Below are 19,097 nucleotides of genomic sequence, written 5' to 3'. Positions count from 1 at the left end.
AACATATTGTAATGAATGTATAGTATCATGTTGTACATTCATTATGACAAGAGAAAGGATATCAATAAGGGTATGAAACTTGGTGCTCGCATTTTAAAAACGGGTATTGCCATTACATTAGCTTTATTTGCTTGTATTTTACTTCAATTACCGAGTCCTGTATTTGCGGGAATCTCAGCTATCTTTGCTGTTCAACCGTCTGTATACCGCTCGTATTTAACTGCTCTTGAGCAAATTCAAGCAAACGTAATTGGTGCTGTATTCGCTATCGTATTTGCTACTGCTTTTGGACATAATCCTTTTATTATTGGATTAACGTGTATATTAGTAATTGCTCTTACTTTACAATTACGCTTAGAAAAAACAATATCACTCGCTTTAGTAACAGTTATCGCCATTATGGAGTATCAAGGCGAAGATTTCTTTAATTTTGCCTTACTTCGATTCGCGACGATTATGATTGGAATTATTGCGGCTTCGCTTGTAAATTTAGTATTTATGCCGCCAAAATATGAAACAAAACTTTACCATCGCATCGTTGATAATACAGAGGAAATTGTTAAATGGATTCGTATGAACAGTAGGCAAGCTTCTGATTTTACAACGCTAAAAACCGATATCGATCGCATGAAAGAAAAAATGATTAAACTAAATCATTACTATTTGCTGTATAAAGAAGAAAGAAGCTATACGAAAAAAATACAATTCGCGAAAATTCGTAAGCTCGTTTTATTCAGACAAATGTTAGCGACAACAAGCCGCGCTTTAAGCACGTTAAAATCATTACATCGCACCGAAAATGAACTGCGCTATATGCCAGAAGAGTTTCAGGAATCTATTCAAAACGAACTTGATTCATTAACGCATTATCACGAACAAGTGTTATTAAAATTTATTGGTAAAGCAAAGAAACAACAATCCGTTGAGATGCTTGATGAAGTTGAAACCGGTAAACAAGAATTGATTGATATCTTTATGGATTATCAAAATAAAGACGATGAGGAAGCATATAAAATATGGTTACACCTCTTCCCTCTTATTTCTTCAATTATTAACTACAGTGAGGAAGTAGAGCATTTAGATTTACTTGTGGATAGCTTCTACACATACCATAAACCAGAAAGCGAACTCCAAATCGAAGATAAAAAAGAAGACGAATAAAAAAACAGCTCCTTTTACGCTAAAGGAGCTGTTTCTGTTATATGCTGAAGTTGATATAGATTGTAATAAAACCCCCTCTTTTTCATTAACTCTTCATGAGAACCCTTTTCTTTTATTTCACCATCTTCAACATAAATAATTGTATCAACATGCGTAATCGTCGCTAATCGATGTGCAATAATAATTGTTGTCCGATCTGCAGCTAACGTTTGCAGTGCCTCTTGAATATATCGTTCATTTTCTAAATCTAAAGCGGAAGTTGCTTCATCTAATATAAGTAAAGACGGATTCTTTAGAAAAACCCGTGCGATTGCTACACGCTGTCTTTGTCCACCAGATAATTTCACACCACGTTCCCCAACGACAGTATCATAGCCCTCTGGCAACTCTGTAATAAAATTATGAATTTGTGCAGCTTTGGCAGCTGAAATCACTTCCGCCTCTGTAGCTTTCGGATTGCCATATAAAATATTAGCCCCGATTGTATCGCTAAATAATAAATTATCTTGTAGCACAATTCCAATATGACTACGTAAATTTCTCATATTATACTTTCTTACATCTATCCCGTCTATATAAACTGCACCTTCAGAAACATCGTAAAAACGCGGAATTAAACTAGCAAGAGATGACTTTCCTCCTCCGCTTGCCCCTACAAGCGCAACCTTCTCTCCCGGGCGCATAGTTAATGACAGATTATGCAATATTTCTTTTTCATCCGCATTATAACGAAAAGAAACATTATCAAATATAACTTCCCCATCTAGCCTTTTCGTTTGCACCGCATTTGGCACATTAACAATATCGTATTTTTCATCCAACAATTCAAACACTCGATCCATCGAGGCGAAAGACTGTGTTAATGTTGTAGATGAATTAACAAGGCGACGAAGCGGACTATATAAACTATCCATATATCCAACAAAAGCAACCATCGTACCCAGTGTTAACGACCCTTGAATTACCTCATATGCCGCAAAACCAATAACAAGTAACGGCCCTAAATCCGTTAACGTATTCACTACCGAAAACGTTCTCGCCGTCCAACTCGTATGAGTTAGTGCTTTCGTTAAAAATTCATTATTTCTCTTTTCAAACTGTCCTCTTTCATACTCTTCTAATGCAAAACTACGTGTCACTTGCATCCCTTGAATACGTTCATGTAAATACCCTTGCATAGTTGCTAACGCTTGCGAGCGCTCTTTCGTCAATTTTCGAAGGCGCCCGAAAAAATATTTCACTGCAACTACATAAATAGGTAAGATTAATAAAGCAACAAAGGTTAATTTTATATTCATAGAAAACATAACGATAATGGCAATAACAATTGTTGCAGTATCTAACCAGACATTCATAAGACCAGTAATTACAAAGTCCTTCGTTTGTTCTACATCATGGATTACACGTGAAATAAGCTCCCCTGTTTTTGTGTTCGAATAATAACGTAAGCTCAATTTTTGCAAGTGCCCAAAAATGTATTTTCGTAAATCGTATAGTATTGTATTGGCAATGCGCTGCGCGAAATATTGACGATAATATTCTATCGGCGGTCTTACTACTGCAAAAATAAAAAAAGCAATCCCAATTGCGGTTATTAATTGAGACGTTTTTTCTTGAAGCGATCCCGTGCCTTGAATAACATCATCAATAATATACTTTAATAACCATGGCATAATAAGCGGGATACCGAACTTCACAAGACCAATAATAATTGTAATAGCAATAAGCCATCGATATGGTTTAACAAATTGTAAATATCTTTTTATACCTTGCACATAATCCCCCCTCTAATAGGACAAACCTGCCGGGAAATTCCCTGCAGGTTTGTTTTAATTTCTGTACATTAAATATCTTTCGTACCACATATCTACGAAATCCGGTGCGAATGGACCTTTTCTTTGATGAATCCACTGTGTTAAATGTGCTACATTTCGTTTTAAAATTGTATCAATAACAGGTGGATACTGCATGATTTGACTATGCTTTTCATACTCATCTTCATCCAAAAGTGTATATGTCATATCTGGGTACACTTTAATGTCTAAGTCGTAATCAATATACTTTAATGCTTCAGAGTCATATGCAAAAGGAGAACTTAAATTACAATAATAATATACTCCTTCTTCTCTCAGCATTCCAATTACATTAAACCAATAATTAGCATGGAAGTAACAAATCGCAGGTTCGCGAGTAACCCATGTTCGACCATCTGATTCCGTAACTACTGTACGATCATTTGCTCCGATCACAAGGCTCTGCGTCCCTTTTAAAATTGTTGTCTCTTCCCACATTCTATGAATGGAGCCATTATGTTTATAACTATGTATTTGTACCTTTTCTCCTTCTTTGGGAAATCCCATATATGCTCCCTTCTTTCAACCGCAAATGCTTTTCTTAAGTTGTCTTAACTACCCCTTGAACTGCATTCACTTTTTTTCTATTATAACTTTTTTGTCAAAATTTTAAAACTAAAGCGATAGGACACTTGTTTTCATGAGGAATATAATGAAGTTTGTATTATTGAATACCCCATCACTAACCCTTTTAACGAAGGAACATTTCCTATGAATTAGCAATACGTATTTTAGAAGATTAAACGAAGATATAACAAAAAGAAAAGCCCCCTCACCTCTGTTTAAGAAAGGACTTTTCACCTAAAATCAACAACATATCTCACCCTTAATTTGAAATTATTTTTTCGGTTTCAAAAGATTGAATCACATTATTCGTTTGCTGTTCAAATTTTTCATGCAAAAGTTTTAATGCTATTTCTGTTCTGTATATTTCTTGACGGATAAAATGCAATTCTTTTTTATCGCACGTATCCCTTCCACTCATTTCAATTTGCTGATACTTCTCTAAATGTGATTGTAACTTTAAAAGCTCATCCATCGTTTCCAACTGCTCTCCTACCAACTTATCAAAATCGTTCATCACTTACCCCCTTTTTAATTCATTCGCCATTTATAATTCCTATTACATATTTTCTAATCGTGAACTTCTTTCTCCTTTGACTATATTTGTTGACTTATTAGAAGTTATGTCGTTCCCTTTATTTTCATTACAGTGACACGCACACAAAGAAAACACTTCTCTCGAATTGAAGTGAACCCCGAAAACGGGACACCAATCAAAACACCTAAACCACTTGTTCCCTAAATTCTTTAGGGGATAGGTGGTTTAATTTTTCTTGAATTCGCACACAATTGTAGTAATGAATGTATTCTAGCACAATTTTTCGCACAGTTGTGTTGGATACTTTTGTTATCTCTTGTGAATAGAAAGCTTCACTTTTCAAATGACCAAAGAAGCTTTCCATGACGGCATTATCATGGCAATTTCCTCTCCGGGACATGCTGGTGATAATGCCGTTTTCTTTGGCATACGCTTGAAATTCTTTTGCTGTATAAATACTTCCTTGATCCGAGTGAAGAAGAACATCTTTTACTCTTCGCCCTCTCATTGCTTGTTTCAATGTCTTCATCGCTAATGTCAGTGTTTGTGTTTCGCTGATGACACAACTAATAATTTCACGATTAAAGGCATCCATGATCGTTGATAAATACAAGGTACGCTCTCCAAATAAGAGATACGTCACATCTGTAAACCACTTTTCATTTGGTCTGGATGCATCGAATTCACGCTCCAATCGATGAGGGGCTACCATTGGTTCCGCACCATTGATATATTTCTTTTTCTTTCGACGTACTTTTGAAAGAATGTGATTTTGTCTCATGATTCGTAATACTTTTTTATGATTGACACACAGTCCCATTTTTTGAAGAGTAGCGGTCACTCTTCGATATCCATACCGAAATTTATGCCTAAGACAGACGTCCTTTACTTTCTCTTCTATATCATCTTTCCGATCTTCCGTTCGTTGTAACCAGCGATAAAATGTGGAACGGGGTAATTCTAATACGTTACACAATTCTTTTATCGTTATTTTTGTTTTTACATTTTTCCATAAAGTAACTACAGTTTCTGGTTTCAGCCCCTTTCGATTTCCAGATACTTTCCCCATACAAGTAATTTTGTTTTTAGATGCTTATTTTCTAAACGCAGTTGTTCTAATTCACTGAGCTCTTTTGGTCCTTTTCCATAAGAATATTGTTTTCCTACAGGTTGTTGAAAACGATACGTTTGATCTGTACGATACCATTTCATCCATGTCTTAATTTGGGAAACATTTTTAATTCCGAGTTTCTCCATAATTGTACGATTTGAATAACCATCTTTCTTCATTTCAATTACTTTCCACTTTGTTTCTTCTGGGTAATGAACTCTTGTCGTCATACGAAAAAACACCTCCATTGAATTTGCATACTTAGTATGCGAATTCAGGAGGTGTTTTTTTCATGTACCACTATTCGGGTTCACTTCAAATTGGAGAAGTGTTTTTCTTTCATTACTCGTTTGAACTAGAAGATTGTGATTGTTTTGCAGCTGATTGTGCATTTTGTTTTTTCACTGCATGCACATCTGTTTCAGTTGCAAACTCTGTACCATAACTAGCATTTGCACTTTGAGCAGCAGAAGCTTGTGCTTTCTGTGCCTCTGATTGTGCGTTCGCTTGTTTTACTGCTTGTACATTCGTTTCAGTTGCAAACTCTGTACCATAGCTAGCATTTGTACTTTGAATGCTAGCACCAGAAGTTGCCTTATTATAACCTTGTTGTTTTTTACTCATCTTTCTCACCTCCACAATCAATAATGTAACCAATTCACTTAGAAGTTATCCCTAATTTTCTTTTTAAAAATTCACGTATATATCTCTTATCACTCATTCAAACTACATATGATGGAGGTGGGAATATGTATACTGGACGTGATATGACTGAGCTAACTATGATTTCCAAAAATGAATGGAAAGAGGATGAATTAGCTTATTTTCATCATTCATTTCAGCAAATTATGCCTTATCTAAATGTAGAGGGACAAACGATTTATAAAGAAGTTGTTAAAGAAATCGAGTCACGGGGCGGATTATAAACGCGTGGATTTTCAACCTCAAAATACAAATTTATTTTCAATATAAAAAAACGTGTTCCAAAGTTCTGGAACACGTTTTTATTATTTATCCCGCTATTTGCCGGGCAGTAAGACCCCACCTCAAAATGCAGCGAAAGCAAAGAAGTTAGGTTGGGGTCGGGCTGCCCATAAAAGCCCGATTGGTGAGGGCTAATAATCAGTGGGGGATGAAGAAAACCCCCACTGATTAAAGTTTCACTTTACTGCATTGTAATTTTCTCAACACACTTTTCGTAAATTGTACGATGTGATTTCGAGAAAGGTAACTGTTCAAACGCTTCTTTCGATACAAACTTTAATGTATCCGTTTCGACAATATTACCTGTTACTTTTCCGTAAAATATGAAGATATCCCAAGTACGATGTGTAAAAGTATGTTGTACATTCATCGCGTATTCATCAATAGAAACAGAGAGATCAAAGCTCTCCTTCATATAATCCGTAAGCTGTTGTTTTTGATTACGAATACCTTCACTTAGTTCAATATTCGGGAACTCCCACATATTAGCCAGTAATCCCGTACTTGGGCGTTTATTAATTACGTAACGGCCATCTTCAGTTTGAAGTACTCCCGCAACGAGCGGTACCATTGTAGGTGCTTTCGCTTTACTCTTCACTGGTAGTTCTTTTTGAACACCTTCAGCATACCCTCTGCAATGTTCACGTACAGGACAAAGTAAACAAGATGGATTTTTCGGTATACAAATTAATGCCCCTAATTCCATCAAACCTTGGTTAAAATAAGATGGATTTTCTATAGAAATAATTTCACGCACAATCTCTTCAAAAACTTTTCTCGTTTTCGGTTTTGCAATATCATCCCACACTGATAAAATACGAGATAATACGCGCATAACATTTCCATCAACCGCTGGCTCTGGTATGCCATATGCAATACTTAAAATGGCACCTTTTGTATATGGTCCCACTCCTTTTAATTTTTCAATTTTCTTTACATCGCTCGGTACTGTCCCGCCGTATACTTCCTTTACCTCTTTTACTGCAGCATGTAAATTTCGTGCTCTAGAATAATAACCTAAGCCTTCCCATGCTTTTAATACTTCTTCATCATCGGCAGTTGCTAGCGCTTCAAGCGTAGGAAACTTCCCCATAAAATTTGCGTAATATGGTTTTACAGCCTCTACCCTTGTTTGCTGTAACATAATTTCTGAAACCCAAACACGGTATGGATCTTTATTTTTTCGCCACGGTAAATCACGTTGTTCTTTTTCAAACCAACCAATTAAATCATTTTGAAACTGTTCTATGTTAAACTCATTTAATATTTCAAGTGTCAAACTTGATCCCCCTCATTTTTTTGCATATACGTACTATTATAAAGATTTTAGGAAAAAATTTAAGTAAGATGACATAGGAAATAGAAGGCAAAGGACTTGAGGTATCGAATAAAAAGAGTTACATTAATAAAAAACGGAGGTGGATTTCTATGGACACAGCCACTCACCTTGTTATGGGCGTTACTCTAGGCAGTTTGGCAACATTAGATCCAGCTATAGCACAAAGTGATATTGGGCCACAAGCAGTGATGCTTGCAACAATTGCCGGTTCCAATATTCCTGACATCGATACAGTTTTAAAATTGCGTAATAACGCTAAATATATAAGAAATCATCGCGGGATTACTCATTCCATCCCTGCAGTGATCCTTTGGTCACTGCTTATAAGTGGCATCTCTTTCGCCTTCTTTTCAGACGCTCCCTATCTGCATCTACTACTTTGGTCATTTATTGCCGTCTTTCTTCATGTCTTTGTGGATATTTTCAATGCCTATGGTACACAGGCATTAAGGCCCTTCACAAAAAAATGGGTAGCGCTCGGCATAATTAATACATTTGATACTGTCATTTTCTTTATCCATATACTAGCTATCGCCTGTATGCTTGTCGGAGCACATAAAGGCTATACTGCTTTAGCAGCGTATATATTAATGTTTGTTTACTACATCGGCCGCATTATGATGCATCGAAATATTAAAAGTGTAGTATACAAACGTTTCAAAAATGTAGAGAAAGTAATTATTTCTCCTTCTTACAAATTTTATCATTATCATTTAGCCGTCGTTACAACTGAACATTACTACGTAGCAAGATGGCACCGCGGTAACATCCTTGTATACGATAAATTTAATCGCGTACCGTTCCCGAATACCGCCATTATGCAAGCCGCTGTGCGAGATGAAAATATATCTGCTTTCTTATCTTTCTCGCCTGTATATCGCTGGGATATTTTCGATTATGATAACTATTATGAAGTTCGATTTATTGATTTGCGGTATCGAAGTAAAGATTATTATCCATTCGTCGCAATCGTTCAGCTCGATCAAAATTTAAATATTATTAGTTCATATACAGGATGGATTTTCAGCGAAGAGAAACTTCGAAAGAAACTGGAATTGCTTCCACATTAAAAAAAGCGACCTACGTCGCTTTTTTTAATGTTTCAAATGATCTTCTTGATTGATTAAATGGCTATACTTCGGATTATTTGTACGCATTTCATGAAGGCGCCCTCCATGATTATTAACCCATGTTCGTACCACTTGTTCAGTCATTTCCTCACCTTGGTAACGACCTGATTTAGCATAAGTTGTTCGGAAGTCTTCCCACAGTAATTCAACCCATGCACGAGCTTGTGCGTAAGAAAGGTTGTCATTTTTATCTAATAATTCTTTCGTTAATGTTTCATAAATATCATTCATGTTCTATTCTCCTTTTACCTATTTATTCCCTTAATTTCTAAAGGATAGTTTCTTCTATTTTGCACATTCTATAAGTGATACTTCTTAAAGGGGTATCGACTGATAATGAGGGGGCGTTCTTAATGGGTAGACAAGCCGAATTTTGGTCTGAGTCAAAAAACAACAGCAAAATCGACGGTCAACCGAAAGCGAAATCACGCTTCGCTTCGAAACGACCTAACGGCACAATTAACACGCACCCACAAGAGCGTATGCGTGCTGCAAATCAGCAGGAAGAGTAGTACAAATTAAATTCCTACACGAGGTGATAAAGATGAGCTACCGTGACCATTTAGATCGTCGTTCTGAATTATTTAACCATACGTGGACTCGTCCAAAACATGCGAAAGCGCAAGTTAATGGACAGACGCAACAAACCCAGTCTCTCATTATACTGGCAAACGAATGTAAAAAACGCCAATTTTAGAATCTCCTATCTCCTTTAACGCCTACCAAAGATGAAAACCAGAGAGATATTCACTCTCTGGTTTTTATTTTTCCTGCAGCAAGGAAATTGGTATTCCAATCTCTTCATTATCATGTTGCTTATATCCCCAAGCAAATACCCCATTGAAATACGTAATTTTAAATACCACACCAGGTTCTTCTACTAATTCATATGTCTCACCAATATGGAATTTATTTATATCTATCATATAAGCACGAGCCATAGCCATTTTTCTCATTAATACATCGAATTCATTTACAATTCCAAGTTGCTCAGCCTTTACTGCTTGCTCCTTCAAAACCCCAATTTCTTCCCTTAGCTCATGTGGTGTCATTTCACTGTAGCGTTTTGGCGTACCCATCTTATTTCCTCATCCCTCTTCACGTTTCATTTGTAAAAATATATCTATCTCATCAATAGAGAATCCTTTTCGATATAACGCTTGCTTCACCTTATTTTCGAATGTCCAACCATCATACTTCTTATATTTCTCATAATATTTATTCCCATGATAGTGTAACGCTTCTTGTTGCTGTTCGTCATCTTTTTCGTCTTTCAATTCTTCCAAGCAAATTTGAATCACATCTCTAGAATATCCTTTACGAACAAGCATTTCATCTAACTTTAGCTTCATTTGTAAAAATGAATGCTTTTGATAAGATTTTTTCTTCTTTTCTATAAGAAACAAAGCATTCTCCATTTGCTTCTCCTTTGGATACTCTTGTAAACTATGTGTAATGATTAAATCCTGAACACCTTTACTTAATAGCCCTCTCCTAATAACAGTTGGACCTTTTTGATTCACATTACTTTGCGTTCGCACGTATGAAATAGCGTACTCTTTATCATTAATATATCGATCATGTAATAATTTCGAAACGACTTCAGAGATGATGGCCTGTCCCACTTCTTTTTTTCGTAAGAAATCTTCTATTTCTTGTTTTGTTCTCATTTGATAGGATAAATAGGAAATCGCTTGTAAATATGCTTTTTGTACCTCTTCATTGTACAAAATATTCCCTAACGCTACTTCATCAATTTCTAAGCCTTTTTGTAACCCATGTTTCATTAAGATTGATTGATTCACACTAAACCCGTACTCTTCACCTTGACCTTTATCAATATAAATATTAAATCGTTCTTTCGATCGTTTTTGCACTTCTATTTTTGTAATGACAGTCATACTCTCACCTCTCTATTATTTTAACATAGTCAAGGAACGTTTTTTCTTTTCAAGAATATATATAATGAGGAGGAAATGATTGTGAAAATCGCAATTTCTGGTGGCTCTGGCTTTATAGGCAAATCCCTTTCTAGTTTTTTTATTCAAAAGGGATTTACTGTTTACATTCTTACTCGAAAAAAAATTACTGAAACTTCACACACTAACCTTCAATACGTACAGTGGACACCGGATTTACAGACCTTCCCTCTCTCCTCTATCGATGTAGTTATTAATCTAGCTGGAGAATCTATTAATAGTAGATGGACAAAAACACAAAAAGAATTAATTTTAAACAGTAGAATTCAAACAACAAAAGGACTCATTAAACAATTACAAACCCTTGAAACAAAGCCACACACATTTATTAATGCAAGTGCCATTGGATACTATGGGACATCTGAAACCGAATCTTTTACAGAACAGCAAGAGACTTCAGGAGATGACTTTTTAGCAAACACAGTATATTTGTGGGAGCAAGAAGCATCTAAAGCCCGCTCCATTGGAATAAGAACTGTCTACACAAGATTTGGAGTCGTATTGGGCGCAGATGGAGGAGCTCTTCCAAAAATGCTACTTCCCTATCAATTATATATCGGCGGTACACTTGGATCTGGAAACCAATGGTTATCATGGATTCATATAGACGATGTCGTTCGCATGATTGATTTCATCATTCACAAAAAAGAAATTGACGGACCTTTTAATATTACAGCGCCAACGCCAATACGGATGAAAGAGTTCGGTGAAATTATTGCCACTATAACTAGGCGACCTCATTGGCTACCTGTTCCTTCATTTGTACTTCGCGCTTTACTCGGTGAGATGAGTATACTTGTATTAGAAGGGCAACATGTATTACCCAATAAAGCTATTAAACATGGATATCAATACACATTTCCAACAGTTAACCATGCATTACAAAATATCCTCTTGCATACAATGTAGTACTTTTAAAATACAGTTTTACGGGTAGTCTATCTCCTCCAAGACTTCTTACTTTTTAAACACCGGAGCATTACTACACGAAAAACCTTTCAGTTACTTTGTCTAAACCTATTCTACACATTACAAGGTGACGGAAATGAGGTCTCTATGAAAATATTGCTCAAACAAGCCATTGTATATCCTATTACATCCCAAAAGTTTCAAGGAGATGTACTCGTTATAGGAGAACGCATTGCCGCGGTCAAACCTCATATTGATACTACTCAGGATATGACCGTTATAGATGCACGAGCTCTTCATCTCTTGCCTGGATTTATTGATGTTCATACTCACCTTGGCCTCTACGATGAAGGTACTGGTTGGGCTGGTAATGATGCAAATGAAACATCCGAAGTTTCAACACCACATATCCGTTCTTTAGACGGGATTCATCCTTTTGATATTGCATTTCAAGACGCTGTACAAAATGGTGTTACGACTGTTCACGTGATGCCCGGAAGCCAAAACATTATCGGCGGTACTACTTGCGTAATAAAAACTGCTGGAACTTGTATTGATCATATGATTATTCAGGAACCTGCTGGTTTAAAAATTGCCTTTGGAGAAAACCCTAAAAAGTTCCATAGCAACGGCACAAAAGAATCAATAACACGTATGGGAATTATGGGGTTACTTCGTGAATCATTCTATGACGCACAACACTACGGGCATGAAGCTGATTTTCGAATGCTACCTATTTTAAAAGCACTCCGCCGAGAAATACCGGTACGTATCCACGCTCACCGCGCAGATGATATCACTTCAGCTTTACGCTTTGCGACAGAATTCAATCTTGATTTACGTATTGAACATTGTACAGAAGGACACTTTATTGTTGAAGAGCTTTCGAAACACAATCTAAAAGTTTCAGTTGGACCTACTCTTACGCGACGTTCGAAAATTGAATTAAAAAACAAAACGTGGGATACTTATCATATTTTATCGAAAAATGGAGTAGAAGTTTCTATTACAACCGACCACCCTTATACACCAATTCAATATTTAAATGTTTGCGCTGCCATTGCAGTAAGAGAAGGATTAGATGAGAAAACAGCGTTGGAAGGAATCACTATTTTCCCAGCTCGAAATTTACGTTTGGAGGATAGAATTGGAAGCATTGATGTTGGAAAAGATGCTGACCTCGTGTTATGGACACATCATCCTTTCCATTATTTAGCCAAGCCTGTACTCACTATGATTGACGGAAAAATAATTTACAAAAAAAATAAAAAAAACTAGTTTATTTTTTTGACTAGATACAGTATTATACGATTATAAACTGAATGAAACCATAATCAATTTGTGTCGTGATTATCATTTTCAAATTGATGAATGGGGAAGGCAAATGGTGCGCCACCAGCGTTAGAAACTGGTTCTAGTGGGTTCGATTCCCACCCCGAAATTTTTTAAAGATTGATATAAAAATTTCGAGGGTGGGTGCTTTTTCGTCATGCTACCCTCGTGTGAGGAGGAGTTAGTGTGTTGAAAAAACGCGACTTACACGACAGCCACGTTCTATACGAATTAATGGTGGATCCTGCTGTCTTCCCTTTTGTGCGTCAAAAGGCCTATTCTTATGAAGAATATTTATTTTTAACGAAACAAACAATCGAAGCCGAAGAGCGTGGAGAATTAATCTCACGCACAATTTTAGATGAATGGGGTAACCCCATCGGCACAATTACTTTATTTGATGTGCAAGAAAAAGCTGGATTCCTCGGAACTTGGCTTGGCAAACCATATCATGGTAAAGGATATAATAAATTGGCGAAAGATTCATTTTTTAGCGAACTTTTCTATGAATTAGATATTGAAACGATTTTTATGCGTATTCGTAAAATAAATATTCGGTCTATTAAAGCTGCCGAAAAACTACAATATGTAAATCTAGCAAACGAAACAAGAAAAGCCGTTTATGATGAAATTAACGCGCATGAAGAAGTATATAATTTATATGAAATTCCAAAAGATCAGTATACACTTGCAACAATGCGAGATACAACATTCCAAGAAGCAAACCAATTAAAAGAGGCGTAATCTAAAAATTCAGAAATAATAATTAATCATTACTAGTTTGACATATATGTATATCACCCCATGTCTTTGGAAACGATAGATAGTGACTTTAGGACACGAGGTGATTTGTAATGGATAAAAAGAAACGTGATAAAGCAAAAAACACATTATCTAGTACACAAGAAGTTCTCTATCAGCGAGAATTTCGAAAAGCAGATCGTGCAGCGGGCTATCGCTCAAAAAGTATTTAAAGTGAAACTGAATAATTAGAAGGTTTCCCCCCTAATTATTCAGTTTCATTACATAAGATTTTCCAATGAATTAGCAAAAAAGGTTCCTTATTTATAAGGAACCTTTTTTTGTGGACAACCTTATCCACAAAAACCGTAGAATTGTGCATAAATTACAAAAGTATTTTACGAATTCATTTATTTAAATGAATTCTAAACGTGAGAATTGTGGATATTTTTCTAAAAATTGTGGATTATGTGGATATAGCTGTTAATATTCCGATTTTACTGTCTAATGAAAGCGTAATCCCTTGTGGATAAAGTGAAACTTTAATCAGTGGGAGTTTTGTTTATCCCCACTGATTATTAGCCCTCACCAATCGGGCTTTTGCGGGCAGTTGATCCCCATCTAACTTCTTTGCTTTCGCTGAATTTTGAGGTAGGGGTCTTACTGCCCACAAATAGCGGGATAAGTTAATAATTCACGTTTATTTTTTTTACAACAATAAAAAAACCCTCTTTAAATGCTTAAAAGAGGGTTTCATATTAAGTAAAAGATTCGGCAAGAACTGGTGATTTAATAGGTATATGATTCGGCTCTGCATGATTTTCTGCCAAAATTGTATCCACAATATGACCAGCTGGCTCAGGACGATAAATACTTTTCATTGCTTCTTTCATCTGAAGAAGCTTCATATCATCTTGTAATAACGCCTCTGTTTTTGCAAAAACTTCACTATCATCACGAATTACAACTGCAGCCCCTTTTTTTTCAAAATACAACGCATTTTCATTCTCTTGTCCTGGGACAGGTTTATATAAAATGACAGGTACTTGTAATGCTGCTGCTTCGCTTAATGTAATACCACCTGGCTTCGTAATCATACAAGAAGTAACACGGAACAATTCATCAATGTTTTCAACATAACCAAATACTTTTAAAGCATCAGAACTTTGTTCCTGTAGTTCCATTAAATCCTGCTTTAAAGCTTCGTTTTTCCCACAAACGACAACTACTTGTAAGTTTGGTACTGACATAAATGACTGGCATAGCTCTTTTACACTCCCTAGCACACCATGAGCACCTGCTACAATTAGTAACATCTTTTTATCCTTACATAACTGATATTTATTATATATAATTGCTGGATTTATCTTTAGCTCAAAACTGCTACGAATCGGAATCCCTGTTTCAACAATTTGTTCTGCGGGTACACCGATATCAACCATCACTTTTTTCACATGATCGGTTGCTACAAAATAACGATCTACTTCTCGATGGATCCATATTTTATGCACGCAAAAATCCGTTAATACGTTATAAACAGGAATAGAAATACCTATTTGCTTTTTCAATTCTGGTACAGCGATGATTGGAAAGGTATTAATAACAATATCCGGTTTCTCCACCTGTAATAGCGTCTTCAAACGCTTTCTCCCAAAATTCGCATACCAAGATGCTATTTTTTTATCATAAATTTTCTCTACACCATAATAAAACAAACGATATAATTCTTTTCCTACCGTATAGCTTTTTAAATATAAATATTTTGTAATATCGGTTATAACTGGATGTGATTCTCCAAACAAGTCGCATACAATTACATCTTCGATTCCTTTTTGGCGAAATGTTTGTTCTAATGTTTTTGCCACTTGCACATGACCGTTACCGTAATGTGCAGTTAATATTAAAACCTTGGGGTTTTTTATCAAACAAATCCACTCCTAGCTTTTTGTTTCTCCATATTGCATATACGACAATAGGAAAAACATTTTCCTTAAAAACTACATACTCGGATTCTAATACTTTCCTGTTAGCTATGTATCTGTCGTGGATATGCAAAGCATATAAGATTGACCCCTTAATCCTATCTGTGCTCATATCTTTACATTATACTTTCCTATAAGAGCTTTCGCAATAACTTACAAATGTTCTATATTCCATAATACTCACTCTTTTACTTCTTAATTCTTTTTACTATTTTGATTTCCCTTTACAATTATGTAAATTTCTCCGCTTATTCTTTACAAAAATATGGATATTCCCTTTTCAGTATACTCTTTTCTAAATATATACTCTAGATTTTATTATGAAGAAACAAAAAGCCTAACCAAATGTTTAGGTTAGACTGCTTGTAAAATATGTTTTGCATGTTCAACATTTTCTTCTGTCGGTGGATTCACATCCGCAAGTGGATACTTATGTCCAAGTGCCTCCCATTTATAAACACCGAGCTTATGATATGGCAGCACTTCCACTTTCTTAACATTAGATAGACTTTGAATAAAGTTTGATAATTTTTGCAAATCCTCTTCACCATCGGTAACACCGGGAACCAATACATGTCTTACCCAAATTGGTTTCTTTCTATCCGATAAATAACGAGCAAATTGTAAAATGTGTTCATTTGGTTTCCCTGTTAATTTACGATGTTTCTTTGAATCAATATGCTTCAAATCCAATAAAACTAAATCTGTATACTCCATTAAAATATCTAGCTTATTTTGGAATTCTGGTTCTTCAGAATAACAACCGCCAGAAGAATCGATTGTTGTATGGATACCAGCTTCTTTGCACTTTTTAAACAACTGGGTTAAGAAGTCTAGCTGTAATAGTGGCTCTCCACCGCTAACTGTTATACCGCCTCCAGAAGCTTCAATAAATGGAAGGTAACATGTCACATCCTGCATCACTTCTTCAACTGTTATTTCTTTACCTTTACCGATTTCCCATGTATCAGCATTATGACAATATTGACAACGTAATAAACACCCTTGTGTAAATATGACATAACGAATCCCTGGGCCATCAACAGTACCACAAGACTCTACAGAATGTATTCTTCCTTTTACCATGTTACTTCCTCCTTTATTGAAACAGCCTCCCTCCGCTATATATTAAAAGCGGAGGGATACTTCTTTCACTTACATGCTTTCATGCATTGTACGGTTTATTACATCAATTTGTTGTTCACGAGTTAATTTAATAAAGTTAACAGCGTAACCAGATACACGAATTGTTAATTGTGGATATTTTTCAGGATGCTCCATTGCATCCATTAATGTTTCACGGTTAAATACGTTAATATTTAAGTGGTGTCCTTCTTTTATTGCATATCCATCAAGCATAGATACTAAGTTGCGTACTTGTACATCATCTTCTTTACCAAGTGCTTTTGGAATAATAGAGAATGTATTTGAAATACCATCTTGTGCATCTTCATATGGTAATTTAGCTACAGATAATAATGATGCTAATGCACCTTTTGTATCACGGCCATGCATTGGGTTTGCGCCCGGTGCAAATGGTTCTCCAGTACGACGTCCATCTGGAGTGTTACCAGTTTTCTTACCGTATACAACGTTAGATGTGATTGTTAAGATTGACATTGTATGAACAGAATTACGGTATGTTTTATGTTTGCGAAGCTTGTTCATAAATGTTTTCACAAGATTTACTGCAATTTCATCTACACGATCATCATTGTTACCGTATTTAGGGAAATCTCCCTCAATTTCGAAATCAACTGCAATACCATTTTCATCACGAATTGGTTTTACTTGTGCATATTTAATTGCACTTAAAGAATCTGCTACTACAGATAATCCAGCGATACCTGTTGCCATTGTACGAAGAACATTTGTATCATGAAGTGCCATTTCAATACGTTCATAGCTATATTTATCGTGCATATAGTGAATTACATTTAATGTATTTAAGTATAGACCAGCTAACCATTCCATTGTCATATCGAATTTACGCATAACTTCTTCATAATCTAATACTTCAGAAGTAATTGGTGCGTATTCAGGACCAACTTGTGCTTTTGACTTTTCATCTTTACCACCGTTAACCGCATATAGTAATGCTTTCGCTAAGTTTGCACGTGCTCCGAAGAACTGCATTTGTTTACCAATTCTCATTGCTGATACACAACAAGCAATACCGTAGTCATCACCGTAGTCAGCACGCATAATGTCATCATTTTCGTATTGAATTGCTGATGTTTTAATAGACATTTTTGCACAGTAGTTTTTAAAGTTCTCTGGTAATTGTTTAGACCAAAGAACTGTTAAGTTTGGTTCTGGTGCTGGTCCTAAATTATCTAATGTATGCAAGAAACGGAATGAGTTTTTTGTTACTAACGGACGACCGTCTAACGCCATACCACCGATAGATTCAGTTACCCAAGTTGGATCTCCAGAGAATAGTTCATTATAATCAGGTGTTCTTGCAAATTTCACAAGACGTAATTTCATAATGAAATGGTCAACAATTTCTTGTGCTTTTTCTTCTGTTAAAGTACCATTTGCTAAATCTCTTTCAATGTAAACATCTAAGAATGTAGAGGTACGTCCAAGGCTCATTGCTGCCCCGTTTTGCTCTTTAATTGCTGCAAGATAAGCAAAGTATAACCATTGGAAAGCCTCTTGTGCATTTGTAGCTGGCTTAGAAATATCGAATCCATGAGAAGCAGCCATCTGTTTTAACTCTTGAAGTGCACGCATTTGCTCAGATAATTCTTCGCGTAAACGCATTGTATCTTCGCTCATTACACCGCCAGTTAAATTATAATCAGCTTTTTTCGCTTCAATTAAATGATCTATACCATATAGCGCTACGCGGCGATAGTCACCGATAATACGTCCACGTCCATATGCATCTGGAAGGCCAGTAATAACACCTGATTTACGAGCCGCTTTCATTTCTGGTGTGTATGCATCAAATACACCTTGATTATGAGTTTTACGCCAGTCTCTGAAAATACTACTAAGTTCTTTATCCATTTCATATCCATACGCTTCACAAGCTTGTTCCGCCATACGAATACCACCATATGGTTGTAAAGAACGTTTAAATGGTTTATCAGTTTGGAAACCGACCACTTTTTCAATATCTTTATTTAAATATCCTGGTTCATGTGATGTAATAGAAGAAACAATTTTTGTATCCATATCAAGAACGCCACCGTTTTCACGTTCCTTTGTTGTTAAATCCATTACTTGATCCCAAAGTTTTTTCGTTTCTTCAGTTGCTTCCGCTAAGAAAGAGTCTTCTCCCTCGTAAACGTTTACATTATTTAAAATGAAATCGCGAACATCAATCTCTGCTTTCCATTTTTCACCTTTAAAGTTTTCCCACGCGCTTTTTACATTTTCTAATACTTGAGTCATCCTAATCTCCTCCATTTTTGATTAGTACAGGACTACGATTTTTTATATAACAGCTTACACACTTAGAAT

The 19,097-nt window shown here is 35.8% G+C and carries 21 protein-coding genes; 9 read left to right on the top strand and 12 right to left on the bottom strand.

Annotated elements, in window-relative coordinates; genetic code table 11:
- The first annotated feature begins 72 nt into the window (after positions 1-72).
- A complete protein-coding gene (locus QCI77_RS02670; RefSeq protein WP_002063696.1) occupies positions 73-1,161 on the top strand; it encodes an aromatic acid exporter family protein in 1,089 nt (362 codons plus the stop codon).
- Positions 1,162-1,175: 14 nt separating this feature from the next.
- On the opposite strand, the gene QCI77_RS02665 is transcribed toward QCI77_RS02670, so the two are convergent.
- The 5 genes from QCI77_RS02665 to QCI77_RS02645 form a co-directional block, all read right to left on the bottom strand.
- Entirely contained in the window at positions 1,176-2,936 is a 1,761-nt protein-coding gene (locus tag QCI77_RS02665) for an ABC transporter ATP-binding protein (protein WP_002091119.1), read from the bottom strand.
- A 54-nt stretch (positions 2,937-2,990) separates the two neighbouring features.
- Positions 2,991-3,521 carry a nucleoside tri-diphosphate phosphatase gene (ntdP, locus tag QCI77_RS02660; RefSeq protein ID WP_000506630.1) on the bottom strand — a complete coding sequence of 177 codons (531 nt, stop codon included), beginning with the start codon at positions 3,519-3,521 and terminating at the stop codon, positions 2,991-2,993.
- Between the two features lie 319 nt (positions 3,522-3,840).
- Positions 3,841-4,095 (bottom strand): YgaB family protein, encoded by a 255-nt coding sequence (locus QCI77_RS02655; RefSeq protein WP_002010338.1) that lies wholly within the window; start codon positions 4,093-4,095, stop codon positions 3,841-3,843.
- Between the two features lie 205 nt (positions 4,096-4,300).
- Positions 4,301-5,457, bottom strand: a protein-coding gene (locus tag QCI77_RS02650; RefSeq protein ID WP_088121373.1) for an IS3 family transposase whose coding sequence is annotated in 2 segments (ribosomal slippage) — positions 4,301-5,205 and positions 5,205-5,457 — 1,158 coding nt in all. Because the reading frame shifts where the segments join, the coding sequence is not laid out codon by codon here.
- 112 nt (positions 5,458-5,569) lie between these two features.
- Complete coding sequence (locus tag QCI77_RS02645) at positions 5,570-5,851, bottom strand: gamma-type small acid-soluble spore protein (RefSeq protein ID WP_002125062.1); 282 nt, start codon at positions 5,849-5,851, stop codon at positions 5,570-5,572.
- A gap of 125 nt (positions 5,852-5,976) precedes the next feature.
- Here QCI77_RS02645 and QCI77_RS02640 point away from each other — a divergent pair, with 125 nt between their 5' ends.
- Positions 5,977-6,153 carry a hypothetical protein gene (locus QCI77_RS02640; RefSeq protein ID WP_002091123.1) on the top strand — a complete coding sequence of 59 codons (177 nt, stop codon included), beginning with the start codon at positions 5,977-5,979 and terminating at the stop codon, positions 6,151-6,153.
- A gap of 239 nt (positions 6,154-6,392) precedes the next feature.
- Here QCI77_RS02640 and mutY read toward each other — a convergent pair whose 3' ends face one another.
- The gene (mutY, locus tag QCI77_RS02635) at positions 6,393-7,490 is read right to left on the bottom strand and encodes an A/G-specific adenine glycosylase (protein ID WP_002091125.1); all 1,098 of its coding nucleotides are present in this window, start codon (positions 7,488-7,490) and stop codon (positions 6,393-6,395) included.
- A 149-nt stretch (positions 7,491-7,639) separates the two neighbouring features.
- Here mutY and QCI77_RS02630 point away from each other — a divergent pair, with 149 nt between their 5' ends.
- Positions 7,640-8,620 carry a metal-dependent hydrolase gene (locus tag QCI77_RS02630; protein ID WP_002125060.1) on the top strand — a complete coding sequence of 327 codons (981 nt, stop codon included), beginning with the start codon at positions 7,640-7,642 and terminating at the stop codon, positions 8,618-8,620.
- 24 nt (positions 8,621-8,644) lie between these two features.
- On the opposite strand, the gene QCI77_RS02625 is transcribed toward QCI77_RS02630, so the two are convergent.
- The gene (locus QCI77_RS02625; protein WP_002010328.1) at positions 8,645-8,911 is read right to left on the bottom strand and encodes a YfhJ family protein; all 267 of its coding nucleotides are present in this window, start codon (positions 8,909-8,911) and stop codon (positions 8,645-8,647) included.
- 122 nt (positions 8,912-9,033) lie between these two features.
- Between QCI77_RS02625 and QCI77_RS02620 the strand changes: the two genes are divergently transcribed.
- Positions 9,034-9,192 (top strand): small, acid-soluble spore protein K, encoded by a 159-nt coding sequence (locus QCI77_RS02620; RefSeq protein ID WP_002010326.1) that lies wholly within the window; start codon positions 9,034-9,036, stop codon positions 9,190-9,192.
- 32 nt (positions 9,193-9,224) lie between these two features.
- Positions 9,225-9,377, top strand: coding sequence for a YpzG family protein (locus tag QCI77_RS02615; protein ID WP_002010325.1), 153 nt, complete (start codon positions 9,225-9,227; stop codon positions 9,375-9,377).
- A 64-nt stretch (positions 9,378-9,441) separates the two neighbouring features.
- Here QCI77_RS02615 and QCI77_RS02610 read toward each other — a convergent pair whose 3' ends face one another.
- Together QCI77_RS02610 and recX are read right to left on the bottom strand one after the other, a co-directional pair.
- On the bottom strand, positions 9,442-9,759 hold the full coding sequence (locus QCI77_RS02610; RefSeq protein ID WP_002010323.1) for a YfhH family protein: 318 nt from the start codon (positions 9,757-9,759) through the stop codon (positions 9,442-9,444).
- Positions 9,760-9,768: 9 nt separating this feature from the next.
- Positions 9,769-10,581: a recombination regulator RecX gene (gene recX, locus QCI77_RS02605; RefSeq protein ID WP_002029629.1), complete on the bottom strand. Its 813-nt coding sequence runs from the start codon at positions 10,579-10,581 to the stop codon at positions 9,769-9,771.
- Between the two features lie 81 nt (positions 10,582-10,662).
- Between recX and QCI77_RS02600 the strand changes: the two genes are divergently transcribed.
- The 4 genes from QCI77_RS02600 (at position 10,663) to QCI77_RS02585 (ending at position 13,874) form a co-directional block, all read left to right on the top strand.
- The gene (locus QCI77_RS02600) at positions 10,663-11,568 is read left to right on the top strand and encodes a TIGR01777 family oxidoreductase (protein ID WP_353824474.1); all 906 of its coding nucleotides are present in this window, start codon (positions 10,663-10,665) and stop codon (positions 11,566-11,568) included.
- A gap of 147 nt (positions 11,569-11,715) precedes the next feature.
- Positions 11,716-12,846: an amidohydrolase gene (locus QCI77_RS02595; RefSeq protein WP_002010318.1), complete on the top strand. Its 1,131-nt coding sequence runs from the start codon at positions 11,716-11,718 to the stop codon at positions 12,844-12,846.
- Between the two features lie 240 nt (positions 12,847-13,086).
- On the top strand, positions 13,087-13,644 hold the full coding sequence (locus QCI77_RS02590) for a GNAT family N-acetyltransferase (RefSeq protein ID WP_113770734.1): 558 nt from the start codon (positions 13,087-13,089) through the stop codon (positions 13,642-13,644).
- A 110-nt stretch (positions 13,645-13,754) separates the two neighbouring features.
- On the top strand, positions 13,755-13,874 hold the full coding sequence (locus QCI77_RS02585) for a YfhE family protein (protein ID WP_000358484.1): 120 nt from the start codon (positions 13,755-13,757) through the stop codon (positions 13,872-13,874).
- 525 nt (positions 13,875-14,399) lie between these two features.
- On the opposite strand, the gene QCI77_RS02580 is transcribed toward QCI77_RS02585, so the two are convergent.
- The 3 genes from QCI77_RS02580 to pflB form a co-directional block, all read right to left on the bottom strand.
- The gene (locus QCI77_RS02580) at positions 14,400-15,566 is read right to left on the bottom strand and encodes a diglucosyl diacylglycerol synthase (protein ID WP_002139554.1); all 1,167 of its coding nucleotides are present in this window, start codon (positions 15,564-15,566) and stop codon (positions 14,400-14,402) included.
- Positions 15,567-15,977: 411 nt separating this feature from the next.
- On the bottom strand, positions 15,978-16,709 hold the full coding sequence (pflA, locus tag QCI77_RS02575; RefSeq protein ID WP_002010313.1) for a pyruvate formate-lyase-activating protein: 732 nt from the start codon (positions 16,707-16,709) through the stop codon (positions 15,978-15,980).
- 69 nt (positions 16,710-16,778) lie between these two features.
- Complete coding sequence (gene pflB / locus QCI77_RS02570; RefSeq protein ID WP_353824473.1) at positions 16,779-19,028, bottom strand: formate C-acetyltransferase; 2,250 nt, start codon at positions 19,026-19,028, stop codon at positions 16,779-16,781.
- Positions 19,029-19,097 lie beyond the last annotated feature (69 nt).

It is taken from the genome of Bacillus cereus group sp. MG9, assembly GCF_040459995.1.
Taxonomy (GTDB): Bacteria; Bacillota; Bacilli; order Bacillales; family Bacillaceae_G; genus Bacillus_A; species Bacillus_A mycoides.
The sequence above is the reverse complement of the archived record's forward strand: the minus strand, read 5'-3'. Positions and strand labels throughout refer to the sequence as shown.

Coding starts and splice junctions, on each gene's coding strand:
- QCI77_RS02620 (WP_002010326.1), top strand. CDS start 9,034: ATGGGTAGACAAGCCGAATTTTGGTCTGAGTCAAAAAACAACAGCAAA.
- QCI77_RS02630 (WP_002125060.1), top strand. CDS start 7,640: ATGGACACAGCCACTCACCTTGTTATGGGCGTTACTCTAGGCAGTTTG.
- ntdP (WP_000506630.1), bottom strand. CDS start 3,521: ATGGGATTTCCCAAAGAAGGAGAAAAGGTACAAATACATAGTTATAAA.
- recX (WP_002029629.1), bottom strand. CDS start 10,581: ATGACTGTCATTACAAAAATAGAAGTGCAAAAACGATCGAAAGAACGA.
- QCI77_RS02645 (WP_002125062.1), bottom strand. CDS start 5,851: ATGAGTAAAAAACAACAAGGTTATAATAAGGCAACTTCTGGTGCTAGC.
- QCI77_RS02610 (WP_002010323.1), bottom strand. CDS start 9,759: ATGGGTACGCCAAAACGCTACAGTGAAATGACACCACATGAGCTAAGG.
- QCI77_RS02615 (WP_002010325.1), top strand. CDS start 9,225: ATGAGCTACCGTGACCATTTAGATCGTCGTTCTGAATTATTTAACCAT.
- QCI77_RS02585 (WP_000358484.1), top strand. CDS start 13,755: ATGGATAAAAAGAAACGTGATAAAGCAAAAAACACATTATCTAGTACA.
- QCI77_RS02625 (WP_002010328.1), bottom strand. CDS start 8,911: ATGAATGATATTTATGAAACATTAACGAAAGAATTATTAGATAAAAAT.
- QCI77_RS02655 (WP_002010338.1), bottom strand. CDS start 4,095: ATGAACGATTTTGATAAGTTGGTAGGAGAGCAGTTGGAAACGATGGAT.
- pflA (WP_002010313.1), bottom strand. CDS start 16,709: ATGGTAAAAGGAAGAATACATTCTGTAGAGTCTTGTGGTACTGTTGAT.
- QCI77_RS02640 (WP_002091123.1), top strand. CDS start 5,977: ATGTATACTGGACGTGATATGACTGAGCTAACTATGATTTCCAAAAAT.
- QCI77_RS02670 (WP_002063696.1), top strand. CDS start 73: ATGAAACTTGGTGCTCGCATTTTAAAAACGGGTATTGCCATTACATTA.
- pflB (WP_353824473.1), bottom strand. CDS start 19,028: ATGACTCAAGTATTAGAAAATGTAAAAAGCGCGTGGGAAAACTTTAAA.
- QCI77_RS02595 (WP_002010318.1), top strand. CDS start 11,716: ATGAAAATATTGCTCAAACAAGCCATTGTATATCCTATTACATCCCAA.